The organism is Herbaspirillum sp. SJZ099 (assembly GCF_007828355.1).
GTDB lineage: Bacteria > Pseudomonadota > Gammaproteobacteria > Burkholderiales > Burkholderiaceae_D > Herbaspirillum.
On record NZ_VIUO01000007.1, the window covers coordinates 158293 to 178886 of the forward strand.

Genomic DNA, 20594 nt, shown 5'->3' on the forward strand with positions numbered 1-20594 from the left:
CATGACATGACGGAGACCGTGCCGCCGGAATATGGCGGTTATCATCCTGCACATATAAACGCTGGGCGGCGCCGCCGCTAGCATGGCCGCAGGAATGCAGTGGAGATCGGAATGGAACTGACAGAAGCAACCACCCCAGGCTACCCCCAGGAACAGGGCTTCTTTCGCCGCCTGAGTGCGGTGGACTGGATTTACGCCGCCGCGCTGGTGGCCGGCTCGCTGTATGCGCTCATGCGTTTCGGCAGCTATATGGATTACTACGAGAAGGCGGTGCTGCTGCTGGCCGCACCGACCTTCGCCTGGCTGGGCTGGCACTGGAAACAGGTGCGCTGGCTGATCCCCCTGCTGGCGCTGCTGTCGCTGGGCGCCATCGGCATGTACGGCGGCTCGCTGGACATGGCGGAGAAGAAATTCTTCCTCAAGTACATGCTCTCCAGCCAGTCGGCCATCCTCTGGATGAGCGCGCTGTTCGCCCTGTCCACGCTGTTCTACTGGGGCGGGCTGGCCACGCGCGCCGGCACCGGCGCGGCGCTCGGCTCCAAGCTGTGCTGGGCGGCGGTGGTGCTGGGATTTACCGGCATGATGGTGCGCTGGTACGAGTCCTACCTGATCGGCCCCGACGTCGGCCACATTCCCATCTCCAACCTGTATGAAGTGTTCATCCTGTTCTGCATGATCACGGCGCTGTTCTACCTGTATTACGAAGAGCGCTATGCCACCCGCCAGCTGGGCGCCTTCGTGCTGACGGTGATCTCGGCGGCGGTCGGCTTCCTGATGTGGTACACCGTGTCGCGCGATGCGGCCGAGATCCAGCCGCTGGTGCCGGCGTTGCAGAGCTGGTGGATGAAGATCCACGTGCCGGCCAACTTCATCGGCTACGGCACCTTCGCGCTGGCGGCCATGGTGGCGGTGGCCTACCTGTTCAAGTCCAAGGGCATCCTGGCAGATCGCCTGCCGTCGCTGGAAGTGCTGGACGACGTGATGTACAAGGCGATCGCGGTCGGCTTCGCCTTCTTTACCATCGCCACCATCCTCGGCGCCCTGTGGGCGGCCGAAGCCTGGGGCGGCTACTGGTCGTGGGACCCGAAGGAAACCTGGGCGCTGATCGTCTGGCTCAACTACGCGGCCTGGCTGCACATGCGGCTGATGAAGGGCCTGCGCGGCCGGGTGGCGGCATGGTGGGCGCTGGTCGGTTTGCTGGTGACGACCTTCGCCTTCCTGGGCGTGAACATGTTCCTCTCCGGCCTGCATTCTTACGGAGAGCTTTGACATGAAGGATCCCGGCAACGCGATCGACCTGGTCATCTTCGATTGCGACGGAACCCTGGTTGACAGTGAAGTGGTCGCTGCCGAAGCCTGGTCCGAATATGTCGCCCGCTACGGCGTCGACCTCACGGCCCGGGAGGCGCTGGCGCAGTTCCGCGGGGTGAGCATGAAGCTGTGCGTGGCGCGCATCGAGGAGTTGCGCGGCGCGCCGTTGCCGGCCGTTTTCGAACAGGAATTGCGCGACATGATGGCCGGCATGCTGGAACAGCGACTGCAGCCGATCAATGGCGCGCTGGAGATGGTGCAGGCGCTGTCGATTCCCTATGCGCTGGCCTCCAACGCGCCGCATCCCAAGATCGAGCTGTGCCTGCGCGTGACCGGCTTGTTGCCGTATTTCGCCGGCCGCATCTTCAGCGCCTACGATGTGCAGCGCTGGAAGCCCGACCCGGCGTTGTTCCTGTTCGCCGCCAGCAGCCTGGGCGTGGCGCCGGCGCGCTGCGCGGTGGTGGAAGACAGCCTGCCCGGCATCAAGGCCGGCATCGCGGCCGGCATGAAGGTGATCGCGCTGCAGGAGCATGGCGTGCATCCCGAGATGCCCAAGGAGGTATCGGTCATTACCCGGCTGGCCGAACTGCATCCGCATCTGGCATCCTGACGGCGATGCGCTGCAGCGCCGATGAAACGTCCTCGAATGTATGCGCAACAGGCCCCATGTTGCGCTTTTCCCGAGCCAGCGACCGAGCATGAACCACCATCTAGACCGCGACCGGCAAATCATTTACTGCGACCGTGACATCGAGGTGCGCCCGCTGGGTTTGCGGGAAGCGCCGGCGCTCTACGACGCGATCCGCCAATCGGTGCGCGCCATCAGCGAATGGGAAGCCTGGTGCACGCTCGATTACGCGCTGGCCGATGCCCGGCAGTTCCTGCAGCGCAGTATCGAACAATGGGAGATGCGCGCTGCGTATGACTTCAACGTCATCGAGCGCGTTTCCGGCCTGGTGGTGGGTTCCGTGGCGATCAACCAGATCAGCCAGCTTAACCAGCTGGCCAACCTGGGTTACTGGGTGCGCGACGGCTACACCGGCCGCGGCATTGCCGTGACAGCCGCGCGCGCGGCGGCCGCTTTCGCGTTCGGCAAGACCGGCCTGACCCGGCTGGAGATCGTGGCCCAGGCCGGCAACCTGCGCAGCCAGCGCGTGGCCGAAAAAACCGGCGCCACGCTGGAGTGCCTGGCGCGCAACCGCCTGGTGTTCCATGGCGAACCGCGCGACGCCAAGGTGTTTTCACTGGTGCCGGCCGATCTCGGCGTGCCGGCGCCGGTGGAGGCCTGAAACCTTTTCCTCCCGGTAATTCCCCCCTGTTCCGGGAAAATTGCCTTCATGGAATTTTCTTGCCTTGGCGACAGCGTTTCGTATTCCACGCGCCGGATCGATACGTTTAGAAACAGTTGTTTCATCTTTGCACCGCCCCGGGAAAGTGCACAATCACCCTTTTGTTGGGCAAGGAAAAACCTATTGTTTTCAATCACTTGAATCAATATTGCAAAGCATCATGAAAATGCTGCCCAAAAATAAATGAAAATTGGCTGACAAAATACTGACTTTTACGTATTCCAAATCGCGCTTGGGACGTTACATAGTTCAAGCGCCTGTCATGGGCGCTTATGTATCTGGAACGGTTGTCGGAGAGCAAACATTCCTCCGGGCCGTTGCCGGTTCTCCGGAACGTCAACCGGGGAACGTTGAGCGTCAAGCGACGTAAGAGGAAATACGATGCAAGCCATACAACGCAACAAGACCAACGCCAGTAACAACCATGCCGGCCGCGCGGCCCAGCAATACGTGACCAACGGTGAGTCCCGCCCGTCCCGCTTCGGCAAGCGCTTCAAGGGGGCCGGCGAAGCGCCGCATCATGACGATGATTGCTCATCGGCCTATGACAAGATCTCCAAGCAGATGGACGATATCGTCGAGGGCGGCTCGCCGCAGCGCTTCAAGCGCCCCAAGATGGAAAGCGACATCATCGCCCGATGATGTCGTGATGCCCCGCGCTGTCGCGGGAGCGGAGATGTCCGGCCGAAGCAAGGCCGGACCCGGAGGCTCACAGAGTTTCTTCGCGCGGATCCCGCGACAGCAGGCGCGCTACCATTTCCTGCACCGACACCCCATCGAACAAGGCCGCCGCCACCGCGTTGGTGATCGGCATGTCGACGCCTTTTTCCTGCGCCAGTTCGCGTACCGCCTTGGCGCAGCGCACCCCTTCGGCCACGTGCCCCAGTTCGGTCACGATATCCTCGAGTTTCTTGTTTTGCGCCAGGCCCAGGCCTACGCGCCGGTTGCGCGAGAGGTCGCCGGTGCAGGTCAGGATGAGGTCGCCCACGCCGGACAGGCCCATGAACGTCTCGGGCCGGCCGCCCAGCGCCACGCCTAGCCGGGTGATTTCGGCCAGCCCGCGGGTGATCAGCGCGGCGCGCGCATTCAGGCCCAGTTGCAGGCCGTCGGCCACGCCGGTGGCAATGGCCAGGATATTCTTCACCGCGCCGCCGATTTCCACCCCGATCAAGTCGTCGCTCGAATAGATGCGGATGTTGCCGCCATGCACGGCGGTGACGACGCGTTCGCACAGTGCGCCATCGGCGCCGGCGATGGTCAGTGCGCAAGGCAGCCCGCGCGCGACCTCCTGGGCGAAGGAAGGGCCCGACAGTGCGCCGGCCGGGATGGCCGGTCCCAGCACCTGCTGCACGATCTGGTGCGGCAACAGCCGGGTGTCTTCTTCCAGGCCCTTGCACAGCCAGACCAGGTTGGGAATGGGATGGCCGCGCAATTGCCCGGCCAAACCGCGCAAGCCCGCTACCGAAGAGGCGACGATCAGCAGCGAGGTCTGCGGTTCGCCGCAGACGTGGCGTACGGCGGCGCTGAAATCGGCCGTGACGGTCAATTCATCGGGCAGCGGGAAGCCCGGCAGGTAACGCCGGTTCTCGCGTTGCCGGCCGGCTTCTTCCATGGCCTGGGGGGTGCGCCCCCAGAGCATGACGTCGTGCTTGCGCGCCAAGGTGATGGCCAGCGCGGTACCCCATGCGCCGGCGCCGAGGATGGTGATTTTCATTAGGGGGCGTGAGAGCGTAAACAGGTTCTAAGCGGGCGATCCCCGGATTGGCGGATCGGGGAGATTCAGTCGCCCCAGACGTCGGCGACCCTGGCAAAGCCGGTCTGGCCGTCGCGGTGGCGAACCTTGACCCAGCCATTGTTGGGGCTCTCGACCATTTCCAGCAGCACGTTCCTGTCGGCGGTAAACACGACCGGGCTGCCCTCGTCGGCCGCATTGAAGATGCGTGCGTTGGCGGCGGAAACCACCAGCATGCGCTTGGGCGTCAGGGCCTTGGACTGTATCCACGACAGCGTGCCGGCGGCGTCGCGCACTTTGCTCCATTCGCCATAGGTCAGCACCACCTCGACCGGCATGCCGCGCGGCGCGACATAGACGCGGCGGCCCTTTTCGGACGGGGCGTCGTACATGACGGAAGGCGAGGCGCCGACCGACTTGAAATCGAGCGCAAAGGCGTTGGGGGCGAATGCGGCAGCGCCCAGGACGGTCGCGCAAAGGATCAGGGGCAGGCGTTTCATCGATGAAGTCTCCGCAGGTTCGGGGGGAAGCGCCGCGGCGGCGGCTGGCCGGCCCCGGCGCGCCGGGGCGATCCGCCGGCGCAGCGCGAGGCTGGACTGCAGGTCAGTTGACGGCGGTGGAGCCGTTGCTGACCAGGGTGGCGCCTTGCTGCTCGGCCAGGGCCTGCAGGCGTTGCTGGTAGAACACTTCGAAGTTGATCTCGGCCAGGTGCACCGGCGGGAAACCGGCGCGGGTGATGGCGTCGGCGATGTTGGCGCGCAGGTACGGGTAGATGATGTTGGGGCAGCCGATGCCCAGCAGCGGATCCAGCTGGTCGGCCGGCACGTTGCGGATTTCGAAGATGCCGGCTTGCTTGCCCTCGACCAAGAAAGCCACCTTGTCGCCGACCTTGGCGGTCACGGTAATGGTCACGGTCGATTCGAACACGCCTTCAGCCAGCGCCTCGGCGCCGACGTCGACCGACACTTCGATCGACGGCGCTTCCTGTTCCAGGAAAATGGCCGGCGAATTCGGCTGTTCCAGCGACAGGTCCTTCAGGTAGACGCGCTGGATCTGGAAAACGGCTTGCTGTTGCTCTTGCTGGTTCTGTTCCGACATGGATCTCTTTCAGGTTCGGTGGGTTATTCAAAAAATGTACGCTGGCACTGGCGTCAGGCTTGCAGCAGCGGGTCCAGCTTGCCGGCGCGGTCCAATGCATTCAGATCGTCGAAGCCGCCGACATGGGTGTCTCCGATATAGATCTGGGGCACCGTGCGGCGGCCGGTTTTCTGCATCATCAGCTCGCGCTGCTGAGGTTCGAGGTCGACGCGGATCTTCTCGATCTGCGTCACGCCCTTGTTGGTAAGCAGGCGCTCGGCCATGACGCAGTACGGGCACACGGCGGTGCAGTACATCACGACCGGCGCGCTCATTTTGCGTCCTTGGTGGTCAGCGGTAGGCCCTGGCCGGCCCAGGCGGCGATGCCGCCGTTCAAGCCGTAGACGTCGGTAAAGCCGGCTTTCTTGAGCGAGGCCTCGGCCTTCATGGCCTGGGTGCCGTTCTGGCACACCACGATGACCGGACGGCCCTTGAGCTTGTCCAGTTCGGCAATGCGCTGCGGCAATTCCTTCAGCGGGATGTTGCGGGCGTCGCGCAGGTGGCCGGCGGCGAACTGGTCGGCATCGCGCACGTCCAGCACCAGTGTCTTGCCCTGGTTGATCATCTGGGTGGCTTGCAGCAAGGTCAGCTTATTGCCGCGCTGCTGCAGGTAAGGAACCAGCAGGGCGCCGCCGGAGACCAAGGCCAGAGCGATCAGGAAAATATTGTCGATGATGAATTTCACGGTTGTCCAATGAGTTTACTGAATCCCGGCATTATAAAATAGAAGCATTCGCGATTTGCATTATCCGACGCTCACGGCCCGCGAGGGCCTGGGAACGTGTTCATGTTCTGAAAGCCGCGGCAGCCATGAGCCCGGACTTTCCGCGCACAGCTTTTCCATCATCAAAAAAAGCCCACTATGTACAAAATCGTATTCATGCGCCACGGCGAATCGACCTGGAACCTGGCCAACCGCTTCACCGGCTGGGTCGACGTCGACCTGACCGAAAAGGGCGTGGCCGAAGCCCGCCAGGCCGGCAAGCTGTTGAAGGAAGCCGGCTTCCAGTTCGACCTGGCCTATACCTCGGTCCTCAAGCGCGCCATCCGCACCCTGTGGACCACGCTGGACGAAATGGACCAGATGTATGTGCCGGTCCAGAACGACTGGCGCCTGAACGAGCGCCACTACGGCGCCCTGCAAGGCCTGAACAAGGCGGAGACCGCCGCCCAGTACGGCGATGCCCAGGTGCTGGTCTGGCGCCGCAGCTACGATACGCCGCCCAATCCGCTGGCCGCGGGCGACGAGCGCGATTCTTTTGGCGACCCGCGTTACGCCGGCCTGTCGCGCGCGCAAGTCCCGCTGACCGAATGCCTGAAGGATACCGTCGCGCGCGTGCTGCCGGCCTGGAACGATGCCATCGCCCCGGCCATCCGCGCCGGCCGGCAGATCATCGTGTCCGCCCACGGCAACAGCCTGCGCGCCCTGATCAAGTACCTCGACGGCATCAGCGACAACGACATCGTCGGCCTGAACATCCCCAATGGCCAGCCGCTGGTGTATGAGCTGGACGCCGACCTGAAGCCGATCAAGAGCTACTATCTGGGCGACCAGTCCGCCATCGAAGCTGCGCTCAAGGCGGTAGCCAACCAAGGGAAGTCGAAATAAAACTGCGTTCCTTCCGTAAGACGTGCGCCGTCCCGCGCACGCCATTCCATTGGATTTTCCGGACAGCCCGGCGGCATGCCGCGCCGCTGCTGCTGGCGGTCGCGGCCGCCAGTGCCGCGGCGTGGACGCCTGCCGCGCAGGCCCAGGCCATCACCGAGCGCACCCGGCAGAAACAGGCCGCCGAAAAGGAAAGGGCCGACCTGCAGCAGCGCCTGACCGCCTTGAAGCGCGACATCGACCAGACCGAGACCGCCAAGGACAATGCCGCCGATGCGCTGGCCGCCTCCGAACAGGCGATTTCCAAGGCCAACCGTTCGCTGCGCGACCTGGCGCAGGAACAGCAGGCCACCGAAAGCCGGCTGGCCCAACTGGTGCGCCAGCTCAACGAGCTGACCGCGCTGGTCAACGCGCAGCAGGCGCAACTGTCCAAGCTGCTGCGCGAGCAATATGTGGCCGGCAACGAAGACCGCATCAAGCTGCTGCTGTCGGGCGACAATCCCAACCGCATCAACCGCGAACTGCAGTACATGGGCTACATCTCGCAAGCCCAGGCCAAGCTGATCGAAACGCTGCGCGCCAATCTGCAGGCGATCCGCAGCAACAAGGCCGACACCCAGAACGCCAAGTTCGAACTGGAAGAAATCGCCCAGGAAGAGAACGAGCAGAAACAGGTGCTGGAGAAGGAAAAGGCGCGGCGTTCGGCGCTGCTGTCGCAGTTGTCGACCAAGCTGAACACGCAGCGCAAGGAAGCCGGGCGCATCGAGCAGGACCAGCAGCGCCTGTCGGCCCTGGTCGACAAGCTGGCGCAGATCATCGAACAGCAGAAGAAGGCCGAGGCCGCAGCGCGCGAGAAGCGGCGCCAGGAACAGCTGGCCAAGGCCAGGGCCGAACGCGAGAAACGCCTGGCGGAGCAGCGCGCGCGGGCGGCCGAGCGGGCGGCGCAAGCGGCCAAGGCCGGCAAGCCGGCGCCCAGGATGCCGGATCCGGCTGACGCCATCGACGACGACGAGCCGCCCAAGACCGCTTCGCTGGGCCGCAACGATACGCTGCCGGAACTGCAGCCGGACAATTTCGGCAAGCCCTTCGCCAGCCTGCGCGGCCAGCTGCGCCTGCCGGTCAAGGGCGACCTGACGTCGAAGTTCGGCAGCCGTCGCGGCGACGGGCCGACCTCGCGCGGCCTGTTCATCCGCGCTGCCGAAGGCTCGGAGGTGAGGGCAGTGGCGGCCGGGCGGGTGGTGTTCGCCGACTGGCTGCGCGGTTTCGGCAACCTGATCATCGTCGACCACGGCAACCAGTACATGACGATCTACGGCAATAACCAGTCGGTGCTCAAGCGGGCGGGCGATCTGGTCAAGGCCGGGGAAGGCATTGCCACTGCGGGCAATAGCGGCGGCAACGAGCAATCGGGTTTATACTTTGAAATGCGGTATCAAGGCCGCGCATTCGACCCACAAGGGTGGGTAACTACTAGGTGACACATGGGCAGCAAACTCAAGAATATCAGTCTGATCGGGTTGGGCATGGTGGCAGGCGCCACCGCGATGATTCAGTTCGATGCCATCGCGCAAAAGAACGCAACGGCATCGCTGCCATTGGAGGAGCTGCGCCAGATGGCCGATGTGTTCGGCCTGATCAAGTCCGACTACGTCGAGCCGGTCGATGACAAGAAGCTGCTGACCGAAGCCATTTCGGGCATGGTCGCCTCGCTCGACCCGCACTCGGCGTATCTGGACAAGAAGGCCTACAAGGAGCTGCGCGAAGGCACCATGGGCAAGTTCGTCGGCCTGGGCATCGAAGTCGGGATGGAAGACGGCTACGTCAAGGTTATCTCGCCGATCGAGGATTCGCCGGCCTTTCGCGCCGGCATCAAGTCGGGCGACCTGATTACCCGCCTGGACAGCACTCCGGTCAAGGGCCTGACCCTGGACGAGGCGGTCAAGAAGATGCGCGGCGAGCCCAATACCAAGATCACGCTGACCATCGCCCGCAAGGAAGAAGACAAGCCCATCATCCTGACCATCACGCGCCAGGAAATCCGCGTGCAAAGCGTCAAGTCCAAGGTCATCGAACCCGGCTACGCCTGGCTGCGCGTGACCCAGTTCCAGGAACCGACAGTCGATGACATGGCCAAGAAGCTGGCCGCGATCTACGCCCAGGAACCCAACCTGAAGGGCATCGTGCTCGACCTGCGCAACGATCCGGGCGGCGTGCTGCCGGGCGCCATCGGCGTGTCGGCCGCCTTCCTGCCCAAGGATTCGGTGGTGGTCTCGACCAACGGCCAGATCCCCAGCTCCAAGCAGACCTTCTACGCCAAGCGCGAGTTCTACGCTTCCAACCCGCTGAACGATCCGCTCTCGCGCCTGCCGGAGGCCATCAAGAAGGTGCCGATGGTGGTGCTGATCAACAGCGGTTCGGCCTCGGCCTCCGAGATCGTGGCCGGCGCGCTGCAGGACTACAAGCGCGCCACCATCATGGGCACGCAATCCTTCGGCAAGGGCTCGGTGCAATCGGTGATCGCGCTGCCGCCCGAGAAGAACACCGCGGTCAAGCTGACCACCGCGCGCTACTTCACTCCCAACGGCCGTTCGATCCAGGCGCGCGGCATCGTGCCTGACATCATGGTCGACGAATACCCGGACGGCGACGGCCTGAACGGCCTGCGCCTGCGCGAGGCCGATCTCTCCAAGCACCTGACCAACGATACCGACAAGTCGGCCGAGGTCAAGGCGCAAACGCTGGACGAGCAAGCCGAGGAACGCCTGATCGCCGCCGAGAAGAAGCGCAAGCCGCTGGACTTCGGCAGCAAGGACGATTTCCAGCTGGCGCAAGCGCTGAACCACCTGAAGGGTTTGCCGGTGAAGGTGTCCAGCGCCAAGCCGGAAGTGCGCAACGAAGAAGGCAAGCAAGACTCGCCGGCCAAGGACGACGGCAAGGACGGCAAGGCGCCGCCGGCCAAGAGCCCGGGCAAGTAACTATTCAGGTACTTTGTGCCAGGCCGCTCTCCCGGGCGGCCTTTTTTCATGGGGTTTCACGCATTTCGCCATGAACGACCAACAATTGCTGCGCTATTCGCGCCACATCCTGCTCGATGAGATCGATATCGAAGGCCAGTCGCGCCTGCTGGCCGCGCACGCGCTGGTGATCGGCGCCGGCGGCCTGGGTTCGCCGGCGGCCATGTACCTGGCCTCGGCCGGTATCGGCCGCATCACGCTGGTGGATAACGATACGGTCGACCTGACCAACCTGCAACGGCAGATCATGCACACCACCGGCCGCGTCGGCCAGGCCAAGGTCGAATCGGGCCGCGAGGCGCTGCGCCAGATCAACCCGGACACCGAGGTCGTGGCGCTGGCCGAACGCACCGAAGGGGATCGCCTGCGGCAACTGGTGGAACAAGCCGACGTGGTGCTCGATTGCAGCGACAACTTCGCCACCCGCCATGCCGTCAACCGCGCCTGCGTTACCGCCGGCGTACCGCTGGTGTCGGGCGCGGCGATCCGTTTCGACGGCCAGGTCAGCGTGTTCGACCCGCGCGACGACGCCTCGCCGTGCTATGCCTGCCTGTTCCCGCCCGACCGCGAGTTCGAAGAAGTGCAGTGCTCGGTCATGGGCGTGTTCTCGCCGCTGGTGGGCATCATCGGCGCCATGCAGGCCGCCGAGGCCCTGAAGCTGGTGGCCGGAGTCGGCCGTTCGCTGGCCGGGCGGTTGCTGATCCTGGAGGCGCGCGAGATGGAGTGGACCTCGATCTCGGTGGCGCGCGACCGCAATTGCCCGGTGTGCGGGAAAAGGCATGCCTGACCCCGGTTTGTTGCCGCACGGGCAAACCTGCCGCGATGCAGCAAACAAGCGCCGGCAGCGTCCACTTCCCTGCGATCTTCTGGTATAAACTGTACTCGGTTTGCCAGCCGCATTTCCCCGGCAGCGCCTCAGGCGCGCCCGGTCTTGCGGCTGAGCCGGCCAGGCTGATGCTCTCGGAACCACCATAACTTTTAAGCGGAGTCAGCCTCCAACGCTTTGCCCGAACAGGGGGAGTAATGAATAGCTCCGTGAAAAGCGCACCAGTCCGCAAGCCGCCCAAAACAGGCGCGCCGGGGCCGACTGTCCCCGCCGCGATCCCAGGTGCGGGCAAGCCCGGCGGCGCCCTGGCGGGAGCGTGCTCAAAGCCCTTGGCATCCGGAAGTGTTGGTGTACAATCCTTGACCGCGAAAAAGGCTGCGCCATGGCAGCCTGCACCGGCAGCAAAAGCAACGTCGGCAAGGGAAGTGGATTCAAAAGCGACCAGTTCCGGCAGCAAGGTATCGGCCGGGCCATTGGATATAGTTGAAAAACCAGTAGGACTCATTTCATCAATAACGGGACTCGCTCGTACTCGCGCCTATTGATGAAATGAGTTCTATATTGAAAGTAAGCGAAGTGGCAACTAAAACTCCCAAAACTACCCCTGCAGCGCAACCATTGCTGACTGAGGAGCAAATCCTCAAGATGGCTGAGAAGGACTACATGAACGAAGCGCAGCTTGCTTTTTTCAAGGCCCGTCTCAAGCAGCTGGAAAAGGATCTGCTCAAGAATGCGGACGAAACCACCGAACACCTGCGCGAAACCGTGCTGGTGCCGGACCCGGCCGACCGCGCCACCATCGAGGAAGAACACGCCCTCGAGCTGCGTACCCGCGATCGCGAGCGCAAGCTGCTCAAGAAAGTCCAGCAGTCCATCGTCGCGATCGATAACGGCGAATACGGCTGGTGCGAAGAAACCGGCGAACCGATCGGCATTCCCCGTCTGCTGGCGCGCCCGACCGCGACATTGTCGCTGGAAGCGCAGCAACGCCGCGAGCTCAAGCAAAAGCTCTACGGCGACTGACCCAGGCCTTGCAGGGCTTGACCCCTTGCTGCCGCGGCAAGGGGCGCGCACCGGCAGCGACCTTGCCGCCGGTGTGGTCGGCCGACTGCATCGTTCGCATTGAATCACTCGTCTTGCTTTCCTGTTCTTGCTTTCCTGTTTCCGGCTGCGCGTCTTCGATTGAGATGACGCGCATCCGAACCTGATCCCAGCGCCATGCCCATCTTGCGTTCCACGCGTTGTTCGGCCTTCATCGCCTTGCTGGTGGTGTCGCTGCTGTTCGCGCAGGGATTGGGTTTTCTGCACGGCATCGCCCACGCCGGCTGGCAAGGCGGCGCCGTGCACTCGCTGGTTGACGAGGCGCTGTTCGATGAGGGCGACGACCATCGCCAACTCTCATCGGCCGCCCCCGGCGACCCGCATGCCAGCACCCACGGCGACGACCCGCACCACTCTTGCGCCGCCTACGACGCCGCCACGCTGTCGGCCGGCATGCATGTCGACTTTCCCCTGCCGCCGCTGTTGCCGCCGGCCCGCATGCTGGCGCTGTGGCAAGCCTTCGCATCCTGGGATGCGCCTTTTGTCCGCCATTTCTCCTCGCGCGCCCCGCCCTGCTGAATTCCCTCCCGCGTTGATTCGACATTTCGTTGCCGGTTGTCTTTCGTGATCCGGTCGCATGCGCATTGCCGCCGCCCGTGCGGGCCCGGCATCGCCGCGGCATGGGCGCGTCCGGACGGCCGGCGTATCGGCGCCGCCTGCCCGCTGATCCGGCCCCTGGCGGCGCCTTGCGCACTACAAGGAATTCACATGGCAGTCCAATACCCACTCCAACGCCGCCTGCAAGGGCAACTCATGGCCGCCGCGGTCGTTTCCGCGCTGGCCTCCTGGGCCGCACCGGCACTGGCGCAGACCGCATCCGCCACCGGCGAGGCCACTGTGCCGGCGCAACCCGCGCTGCAGCCGATCGTCGTCACCGCCACTCCTTTTGCCTCGGAAGAGGATATGCAAGTGCTGGCCCCGGCCAAGGTGCTGGCCGGCGATGAGTTGCGCAACAAGCTGGGCAATTCGCTGGGCGACACTTTGTCATCCGAACTGGGCGTGTCGGCGTCGGCCTTCGGCGCCGGCGCTTCGCGCCCCATCATCCGCGGCATGGAAGGGCCACGCGTGATGATCCTGCAGAACGGCATGGCCGTGTCCGACGTCTCCACCGTCTCCAACGACCACGCGGTCGGCGCCGAGGCGGCCACGGCGCGCCAGATCGAGATCCTGCGCGGCCCGTCCGCGCTGCTGTACGGCTCGGGCGCCATCGGCGGCCTGGTCAACGTGGTCAACGACCGCATTCCGACGGAACTGGTCGGCAAGCCCACCGGCACCGTCGAGGGGCGCTACGGCACCGTCGACGGCGAGAAAAACGGTTCCTTCTCGCTGGATACCTCGGCCGGCCAGATCGGCCTGCACGTCGACGGCAACTACCGCGACACCGACAACTACAAGATCCCCGGCAATGCCAAGCAGGGCGATCCTTCCACCGCCTCGGGCCGCCTGCCCAATTCGTTCACCCACGAAACCAGCGGCGGCGTGGGCGCATCCTATGTCGCCAATTGGGGCTACGTCGGCCTGTCGGCCTCGACGCTGGACGATCACTACGGCATTCCCACCAGCGAGATGTCCTTCATCGACCTGCACCAGAGCCGCTACGACATCGACACGGTGGTCAACAATCCCTTCGCCGGCATCGAGAAATTCCGCTTCCGTTTCGGCTACACCGACTACACCCACACCGAGAAGGAACAGGACGGCACCCCCGCCACCGTGTTCAAGAACCGCGTGCTGCAGACGCGCTGGGAGCTGACCCACGCCCCGCTGGCCGGCTGGCGCGGCACCTTCGGCGTGCAGACCGAACAGGGCAATTACTCGGCGCTGTCGGCCGCCAGCGGCACCTCGGAGTTGACGCCGCCGACGCGTTCGTCATCCTTCGCCGGCTTCCTGGTGGAGCAGCGCCAGTTCGGCCAGGTGCTGGCCAGCGCCGGCCTGCGCGCCGAGAGCGTGAGCCGCCGTCCCGATGGCGGCAGCGGCCTGGCCGGGCGCGACTTCAACCTGCTGTCATGGTCGGCCGGCGCCTTGTGGGCGTTCCAGCCCGGTTACGGCCTGGGGGCGACCTATTCGCTGGCGCAGCGCGCGCCGACGGTGGAGGAGCTGTATTCCAACGGCCCGCATGAATCGACCGCCACCTTCGACATCGGCGACAGCCAACTGAAGAAGGAGACTTCCCACAACATCGAGCTGACGCTGCAAAAGACCGAAGGCCTGGTGCGCTGGAAGGGCAACCTGTTCCACAACAAGGTGCATAACTACATCTACGGCCGCACCAACGGCCAGGTCAATGATGAGGGCAATGCCGATCCGTCCGGTGAATTCACCCAGCGCTTCTGGTCGCAGGGCGACGCCACCATCCGCGGCGCCGAAGCCGAAGTCACTTACAACTGGAGCGGGGACGGTTTCTCGGCGCGCGCTTTCGCCGATACCTCGCGCGGCACGCTGGATGATCAGGGCAACCTGCCGCTGCAACCGGCCACCCGTTACGGCCTGGAGTTCGGCTACAAGACCGGCCCCTGGGCTAGCGGCGTGAAAGTGCTGCGCGCGCAGAAGCAGGATCGCCTGGCGTCCTTCGAAAACTACGAAACGCCGGCCTACACCCAGCTCGACGCCAACCTGTCGTACACGCAGAAGTTGAACGGCGTGAAACTGACCTGGTTCGCGCTGGCGCGCAACCTGCTGAACCAGGACATCCGCCTGTCGACCTCGGTGCTCAGGGAGTCGGTGCCCCTGGGCGGGCGCAACCTGATCGTGGGCGTGCGCACCAGCTTCTGATCGTGATGCCGGCGGGCAGGCTTGCCTGCCCCCGGCGCGGCTTGCCCGGGCCGCCTTCCAGGCGAAGGCCGCCCGGGTTTTTTACGGTTGGCAAGTTGTCGCCGCCTTTTTGCGCAGGGGAAAATGCCGCCGGGCATGCTGGTATAGTTTGAACCTTGCGGCGACCGGCCGCCGATTCATCGACGATCCCCATCCATGCGACGACGCTTCCTCCGTTCCCTTCTCGGTTCGTGCCTGCTGATCTCGGCCTGCGCGGCTTGCGCCCAGGAGGCGGCAAAGGAGGAGTTGCACGTACTGCTGGGATTTACCTCGCCGCTGTCGGGGACGCAAGGCGTCGGCGGTACCGACGCCCTGAACGGCGCCCGCATGGCGATCGAACGGATCAATCGGCAAGACATGCGCATCGGCGGCCAGCCGGCGCGTTTCGAACTGCTGGTCAAGGACGACCGGGCCAACCCCGAACGCGGGATGGAAATCGCGCAGGAATTCGCCCAGGCCAAGGTGAGCGCGGTGTTGGGGCCGTTCAATTCAAGCGTGGCGATGGCCGCGGCCAAGATCTATAACCAGCGCCGCGTGCCGATACTGACAGTGGCCTCCAATCCGGCCGTCACGCGCGCCGATTACGACTACGTGTTCCGCCTGGGCGCCAGCGATGGCGACATGGGGCGCAAGCTGGCCCAATATGCCGCCCGCACGCTCAGGTTCAAACACGCGGTCATCGTCAATGACGGTTCCGACTATGCCGCGGGCCTGATCAATGAATTCCAGGCGGCGGCCCGGCTGGAGGGTTTGCAGACCGCCATGGTGTTCCAGTTGAGCGTCCATGCCAGCGATCCGGAGGTGCGCGGCGTCTTGGGCCAGATCCGCGAGGCCGCTCCCGACGCCGTTTTCTTCGCCGGCTATGTGCCGCAGGCAGCGCAACTGCTGCGCGAAATGTCGCGCGAGAAGATGGACTTGCCCATGCTCGCGGGCGATGCCCAATGTTCGCTCGAGATGTTCCGCCTGGCCACCCACTCCATGGGCGGCGGCGTCTACTGCGTGCAAGGGGGCGTATGGCTCACGCGCGTGGCCGATGGCGCGGTATTTTCCGCCGCCTACCAGAACCGCTACGGTCGTCCGCCCGACGTCTACGCGGCCAGTTTTTACGACGGCGTGATGCTGCTGGCGCAAGCCATGAAGACCGCCGGCTCGGCGCAACCGGAAAAGTTCGTGCCGGTGCTGGCGCGCGGCCGCTACAAGGGCATCACCGCGACCTATGAGTTCGATGCCAAGCATGACCTCAAGGACTCCGACGTCACCATCCTGCGCCTCAAGGATGGCGCCCTCGTTCCTTTGGCAAGCTTCTAGGCCCCAGGGGCGGTGCAATGAACAGGGGAGGGGTCAGCGGATCGGCAGGCGGATGGTGTTCTTCACTTCTTCCATTACCGCATAGGTGTGCGTCTCGCGCACGCCCTTCAACTGCAGCAGCGACTTGCCGAGGAATTCACGGTAGGCGTTCATGTCCTTGACGCGCGACTTGACCAGGTAGTCGAAGCCGCCGGCCACCATGTGGCATTCCATGATCTCGGGGATGCTCTGCACGCTCTTCTTGAATTCGGCGAACACGTCGGGCGTGGTGCGGTCCAGCACCACCTCGATGAACACCAGCAGCGACACATCCAGCAGTTCCGGGTTCAACTGCGCGGCGAAGCCCAGGATATAGCCCGCCTCCTGCAACTTGCGCACCCGTTCCAGGCAAGCCGCCGGCGACAGGTTTACGCGCGCGGCCAGGTCGACATTGCTGATGCGGCCGTCGTTTTGCAGTTCGGCCAATATTTTTTTACTGATTTTGTCGAGCGCGGCCATGGTTTCTGAATTTTATTTGGCAAACAGGATTCTGGGAGAATTTTGTTCTGATTATAAAGGCAATAAACGCGCCTAATATCAGCAAAGAGTAAATAGAATCCTCCCTCATAAAAAATACAACGTAATGCGGGCATGGTGCGCCAACGGCGGTGCGCTTGCGCGGATGACAGCAGTTTCTCCGACAATCTTTTTACGAGTTTTGATATGTTCGTACCTGCAACGGCGCAGTACAGCATCGACGGAATCGGCCGCCATGGCTCCATGGCGGGCGGCATATCCTGCTTTTCCAGCGTTTCAACCTAATTACCCGCAGTCTGACTTTCTAGAAGAGAGGAAACACCCCTATGTTCAAGCGCGTCTCCGGACTCAACATCATCGCCGCATCGCTGGCGCTGGTTCCCGCCTTTGCCATGGCGCAGGAAACCCAAGTGGTCAAGATCGGCTTTTCCAGCCCGCTGACCGGCCCCCAGGCATCGGCCGGCAAGGACAACCAGGGCGGCCTGATGATGGCCGTCGAGCGCTTGAATGCGCAACCCATCACCGTGGGCGGCAAGAAGATCAAGTTCGAGGTGATCGCCGAAGACGACCAGGCAGATCCGAAGTCGGGCGTGGGCGCCGCGCAAAAACTGGTCGACCAGGGCATCAAGGCCATCGTCGGCCCCTACAACTCGGGCGTGACCATCCCCGCATCGCGCGTGTTCAATGACGCTGGCATCGTGGTCGCCACCGTCGCCTCCAACCCCAAGATTACCCAGCAAGGCTTTGCCACCCTGTTCCGCGTCGCCGCCAGCGACAGCCAGCTGGGCGGCAAGATGGCCCTGTACGCGGCCAAGGAACTCAAGCTCAAGAAGGTAGCGGTGATCGACGACCGTACCGCCTACGGCCAGGGCCTGGCCGAAGAGTTCAGCAAGGTCGCCAAGGCCAACGGCATCGACGTGGTCAGCAAGGACTTCACCAACGACAAGGCCACCGACTTCACCGCCATCCTGACCTCGATCAAGGGCAAGAAGCCCGACGCCGTCTTCATCGGCGGCTACGCGCCGCAAGGCGGCCCGATCAAGCGCCAGATGAAGCAGCTGGGCATCAATGCCGTGCTGCTGGGCGGCGACGGCATCTGCTCGCCGGAAATGGGCCGCCTGGGCGGCGACGCCATCGGCGACTCGGTCTACTGTACCCAGGGCGGCACCATGCTGGACAAGGCCAAGGAAGGCAAGGTCTTCGCCGACGACTACCAGAAGAAGTACGGCCGTCCTGCGGAAACCTATGCGGTGTCCTTCTACGACGGCATGATGCTCATCGCCCAGGCCATGAAGACCGCCAACTCGGTCGAGCCCAAGCAGTTCGGCCCGGCGCTGGCCAAGATCAGCTACAAGGGCGTGGCCGGTCAGTACGACTTCGACGCCAACCACGACCTGAAGCAATCCCCGGTGACCGTGTACCGTTTCAAGGACGGCATCCCGGTACCGCTGACCAGCTACTGATCGGGCCCCACCCTGGCAGCCTGAACGTTCTGCCCCGCCGGCGCATGCCGGCGGGAAGTTCAACCTCCCTCGCCAGTAACCCATCCGCGCAGCATCCCATCCTGTCGGCGCCGTCCGATACGGACGATTTTTGCCGTGCGGGATGGTACTCTTTGCATCTGCCGGCAGATGCAACAATGAGTTCTAAGGAAGCATATGCTCAACTACACACGCACCGTCCAGACGATAGACGCCCATACCGGCGGCGAGCCGCTGCGCATCCTGGTCTCCGGCCTGCCCAAGATCCCGGCCGGCAGCATCCTGCAGCAGCGCGCCTGGCTGCGCGAACACCGTGACGACCTGCGCCAGTTCCTGATGAACGAGCCGCGCGGCCATGCCGACATGTACGGCGCCTACCTGCTGCCGCCGGTCACGCCGCAAGCCGACTTCGGCGTCATCTTCATCCACAACGAAGGCTACAGCGACATGTGCGGCCACGGCATCATCGCGCTGGGCAAGGTGCTGGTGGAGATGGGATATGTCGAGCCGGTGTCGCCACTCACGCGCATCTGCTTCGACGCCCCGGCCGGTTTCATCGAAGCCTTCGTCGAATGGGACGGCAAGCGCGCCGGCCGCGTCAGCTTCAACAACGTGCCGGCCTTCATCTACCGCCGCGACGTCGAGGTCGACACGCCCAGCTTCGGCAAGATCGTCGGCGACATCGTGTTCGGCGGCGCCTTCTACTACTACATCAACGCCAAGCAGGCCAATCTCACCGTCAAGCCGGAACTGGTGCGCCAGCTGATCCAGCTGGGCGCCGAGACCAAGGCCGCGGTGATCGCCAAGGTGCCGATCCAGCATCCGCTGGAACCGGGCCTGAACACCCTGTACGGCACCATCATCGACAGCGAACCCAATTTCCCCGGCGCCGACCAGTCCAACGTCTGCATCTTCGCCGACCGCGAGGTGGACCGTTCGCCCACCGGCACCGGCACCTCCGGCCGCGCCGCACAATTGTTCCTGCGCGGGCAGCTGGCGCTGAACCGGAACTACGTCAACGGCAGCATCGTCGGCAGCAACTTCGGCGTGCGCGTGACCGCGCTCGTCAAGGTCGGCGAGTTCGACGGCGCGCTCACCGAAGTCAGCGGCCATGCCCATATCATGAGCACCAACCAGTGGGTACTGGAAGAATCCGACCCATTCCCGACCGGCTTTTTCCTGCGCTGACATGCATATCCTCGACGCCCAACAAACCGCCGCCGCGCTGCCTTACGCGCAACTGGTCGACGCCCTGGAAACGGCCGCGCAAGAGTTCGCCTGCGGCCGCATCCGCGCCCCCGAGCGCCAGGTGGTGCCGATCGACGCATCCAGCGTGCTGCTGGGCATGCCGGCCATCGCCGACGACTTGTCGGTGACCAAGCTCATCACCGTGCATGCCGAGAACGGCCGCCACAACCTGCCTGCCATCCAGGGCGAGGTGGTGGCCTTCGACACGCATACCGGGCGTCGCATCGCGCTGATGGACGGCCCCACCGTCACCGGCCGTCGGACTGCCGCCATGACCATGCTGGGCATCAAGACGCTGCTGCCGCGCGCGCCCAGGTCGGCGCTGCTGATCGGCACCGGCGTGCAAGCCGCGGCGCATGCCGACGCGCTGGTGCAATATTTCGGTGTCAGCCAATTCTGGATCGCCGCGCGCGACCTGGCGCGCACGCAGGCGTTCTGCAGCGCCTTGTGCGAACGCCATCCGCAAGTCGTCGCCAGTCCCTTGCCGGCGGCCATGCTGCAGCAAGACCTGCCGCATACCGACGTGCTGATCGCCCTGACCACCTCGCGCACCGCGGTCATTCCCGAGCAGGTTGCGCCCGACACGCTGGCCATCGGCGTCGGCGCCTTCAAGCCCGACATGGTCGAATTCCCGGCGTCGCTGCTGCACGCGCGCGCCATCGTGGTCGACGATGTCGGCGGCGCGCACTACGAAGCCGGCGACCTGATCCAGGCCAAGGTCGACTGGAACCGCGTGGCCGCCATCGGCGATGTGCTGTCCGGCAAGGTCGGGCGCGCAACGCTGGACGTCAATGGCGCGCTGCCGGTCTTCAAGACCGTCGGCCAGGCATCCTGGGACCTGGCCGCCGCCCGCGTGATGCGAGCGGTTCCTGGCCTGACGCACTGAGCGCGACTGGTTTCGCGCTCTTTTTTTATCCGTCGTTTTATCCGCAACAAGCAACATACAAAAAGGGAGAAACCAAATGACACACCACTCGCAGCGCCGTCCACACGGCGCGAGCCACCGCAGCTTCCGGCCGGCCGGTCGCGCAGCACGCTAACGCCGCACAGGAGACATCGATTCATGGACATATTCATCCAGCAGATCATCAACGGTTTGGTGCTAGGGAGCATGTATGCGCTGATCGCGTTGGGTTACACGATGGTGTACGGGG

The 20594-nt window shown here is 64.2% G+C and carries 21 protein-coding genes; 15 read left to right on the plus strand and 6 right to left on the minus strand.

The genetic code is table 11. The features are described 5' to 3' along the window. The first annotated feature begins 111 nt into the window (after window positions 1-111). The 4 genes from ccsB to FB597_RS15865 all read left to right on the plus strand — a co-directional run bounded on the left by ccsB (window position 112) and on the right by FB597_RS15865 (window position 3302). The gene (gene ccsB, locus FB597_RS15850; protein ID WP_141917838.1) at window positions 112-1269 is read left to right on the plus strand and encodes a c-type cytochrome biogenesis protein CcsB; all 1158 of its coding nucleotides are present in this window, start codon (window positions 112-114) and stop codon (window positions 1267-1269) included. A 1-nt stretch (window position 1270) separates the two neighbouring features. Then, on the plus strand, window positions 1271-1921 hold the full coding sequence (locus tag FB597_RS15855; RefSeq protein WP_141917841.1) for an HAD family phosphatase: 651 nt from the start codon (window positions 1271-1273) through the stop codon (window positions 1919-1921). Between the two features lie 88 nt (window positions 1922-2009). Further along, window positions 2010-2600: a GNAT family N-acetyltransferase gene (locus FB597_RS15860; RefSeq protein WP_144770038.1), complete on the plus strand. Its 591-nt coding sequence runs from the start codon at window positions 2010-2012 to the stop codon at window positions 2598-2600. Window positions 2601-3041: 441 nt separating this feature from the next. After that, window positions 3042-3302 carry a hypothetical protein gene (locus FB597_RS15865; protein WP_141917846.1) on the plus strand — a complete coding sequence of 87 codons (261 nt, stop codon included), beginning with the start codon at window positions 3042-3044 and terminating at the stop codon, window positions 3300-3302. 67 nt (window positions 3303-3369) lie between these two features. Here the strand turns inward: FB597_RS15865 and FB597_RS15870 are convergent, their stop codons facing one another. The 5 genes from FB597_RS15870 to FB597_RS15890 all read right to left on the minus strand — a co-directional run bounded on the left by FB597_RS15870 (window position 3370) and on the right by FB597_RS15890 (window position 6214). Further along, entirely contained in the window at window positions 3370-4374 is a 1005-nt protein-coding gene (locus tag FB597_RS15870) for an NAD(P)H-dependent glycerol-3-phosphate dehydrogenase (RefSeq protein WP_144770039.1), read from the minus strand. Window positions 4375-4439: 65 nt separating this feature from the next. Beyond that, window positions 4440-4892, minus strand: a complete 453-nt coding sequence (locus FB597_RS15875) for an SH3 domain-containing protein (protein WP_144770040.1) — start codon at window positions 4890-4892, stop codon at window positions 4440-4442. Between the two features lie 103 nt (window positions 4893-4995). Next, window positions 4996-5490 carry a protein-export chaperone SecB gene (secB, locus tag FB597_RS15880; RefSeq protein WP_144770041.1) on the minus strand — a complete coding sequence of 165 codons (495 nt, stop codon included), beginning with the start codon at window positions 5488-5490 and terminating at the stop codon, window positions 4996-4998. 53 nt (window positions 5491-5543) lie between these two features. After that, on the minus strand, window positions 5544-5804 hold the full coding sequence (grxC, locus tag FB597_RS15885) for a glutaredoxin 3 (RefSeq protein WP_144770042.1): 261 nt from the start codon (window positions 5802-5804) through the stop codon (window positions 5544-5546). After that, a complete protein-coding gene (locus FB597_RS15890) occupies window positions 5801-6214 on the minus strand; it encodes a rhodanese-like domain-containing protein (RefSeq protein ID WP_144770043.1) in 414 nt (137 codons plus the stop codon). The genes grxC and FB597_RS15890 overlap by 4 nt, the downstream gene beginning before the upstream one ends. A 177-nt stretch (window positions 6215-6391) precedes the next feature. Between FB597_RS15890 and gpmA the strand changes: the two genes are divergently transcribed. The 8 genes from gpmA to FB597_RS15930 all read left to right on the plus strand — a co-directional run bounded on the left by gpmA (window position 6392) and on the right by FB597_RS15930 (window position 16195). After that, entirely contained in the window at window positions 6392-7138 is a 747-nt protein-coding gene (gene gpmA / locus FB597_RS15895; protein WP_144770044.1) for a 2,3-diphosphoglycerate-dependent phosphoglycerate mutase, read from the plus strand. An 89-nt stretch (window positions 7139-7227) separates the two neighbouring features. Beyond that, entirely contained in the window at window positions 7228-8613 is a 1386-nt protein-coding gene (locus tag FB597_RS15900; protein ID WP_370454706.1) for a murein hydrolase activator EnvC, read from the plus strand. Between the two features lie 3 nt (window positions 8614-8616). Next, entirely contained in the window at window positions 8617-10110 is a 1494-nt protein-coding gene (locus FB597_RS15905) for a S41 family peptidase (protein WP_141917869.1), read from the plus strand. A 70-nt stretch (window positions 10111-10180) separates the two neighbouring features. Continuing rightward, window positions 10181-10936, plus strand: a complete 756-nt coding sequence (locus tag FB597_RS15910; RefSeq protein ID WP_141917872.1) for a molybdopterin-synthase adenylyltransferase MoeB — start codon at window positions 10181-10183, stop codon at window positions 10934-10936. Between the two features lie 657 nt (window positions 10937-11593). Next, window positions 11594-11998, plus strand: a complete 405-nt coding sequence (gene dksA, locus FB597_RS15915; RefSeq protein ID WP_141917874.1) for an RNA polymerase-binding protein DksA — start codon at window positions 11594-11596, stop codon at window positions 11996-11998. Window positions 11999-12193: 195 nt separating this feature from the next. Next, window positions 12194-12595: a hypothetical protein gene (locus FB597_RS15920; RefSeq protein ID WP_141917876.1), complete on the plus strand. Its 402-nt coding sequence runs from the start codon at window positions 12194-12196 to the stop codon at window positions 12593-12595. A gap of 189 nt (window positions 12596-12784) precedes the next feature. Then, window positions 12785-14848 carry a TonB-dependent receptor gene (locus FB597_RS15925; protein ID WP_144770045.1) on the plus strand — a complete coding sequence of 688 codons (2064 nt, stop codon included), beginning with the start codon at window positions 12785-12787 and terminating at the stop codon, window positions 14846-14848. A gap of 195 nt (window positions 14849-15043) precedes the next feature. After that, the gene (locus FB597_RS15930; RefSeq protein ID WP_144770046.1) at window positions 15044-16195 is read left to right on the plus strand and encodes a branched-chain amino acid ABC transporter substrate-binding protein; all 1152 of its coding nucleotides are present in this window, start codon (window positions 15044-15046) and stop codon (window positions 16193-16195) included. Window positions 16196-16228: 33 nt separating this feature from the next. Here FB597_RS15930 and FB597_RS15935 read toward each other — a convergent pair whose 3' ends face one another. Then, the gene (locus FB597_RS15935) at window positions 16229-16693 is read right to left on the minus strand and encodes an Lrp/AsnC ligand binding domain-containing protein (protein ID WP_050470298.1); all 465 of its coding nucleotides are present in this window, start codon (window positions 16691-16693) and stop codon (window positions 16229-16231) included. Window positions 16694-17037: 344 nt separating this feature from the next. Here FB597_RS15935 and FB597_RS15940 point away from each other — a divergent pair, with 344 nt between their 5' ends. The 3 genes from FB597_RS15940 (at window position 17038) to FB597_RS15950 (ending at window position 20326) form a co-directional block, all read left to right on the plus strand. Beyond that, a complete protein-coding gene (locus FB597_RS15940) occupies window positions 17038-18174 on the plus strand; it encodes a branched-chain amino acid ABC transporter substrate-binding protein (RefSeq protein WP_141917883.1) in 1137 nt (378 codons plus the stop codon). 195 nt (window positions 18175-18369) lie between these two features. Next, window positions 18370-19380, plus strand: a complete 1011-nt coding sequence (locus FB597_RS15945; RefSeq protein WP_144770047.1) for a proline racemase family protein — start codon at window positions 18370-18372, stop codon at window positions 19378-19380. A 1-nt stretch (window position 19381) separates the two neighbouring features. Further along, window positions 19382-20326, plus strand: a complete 945-nt coding sequence (locus FB597_RS15950; protein ID WP_144770048.1) for a delta(1)-pyrroline-2-carboxylate reductase family protein — start codon at window positions 19382-19384, stop codon at window positions 20324-20326. Window positions 20327-20594: the final 268 nt, after the last annotated feature.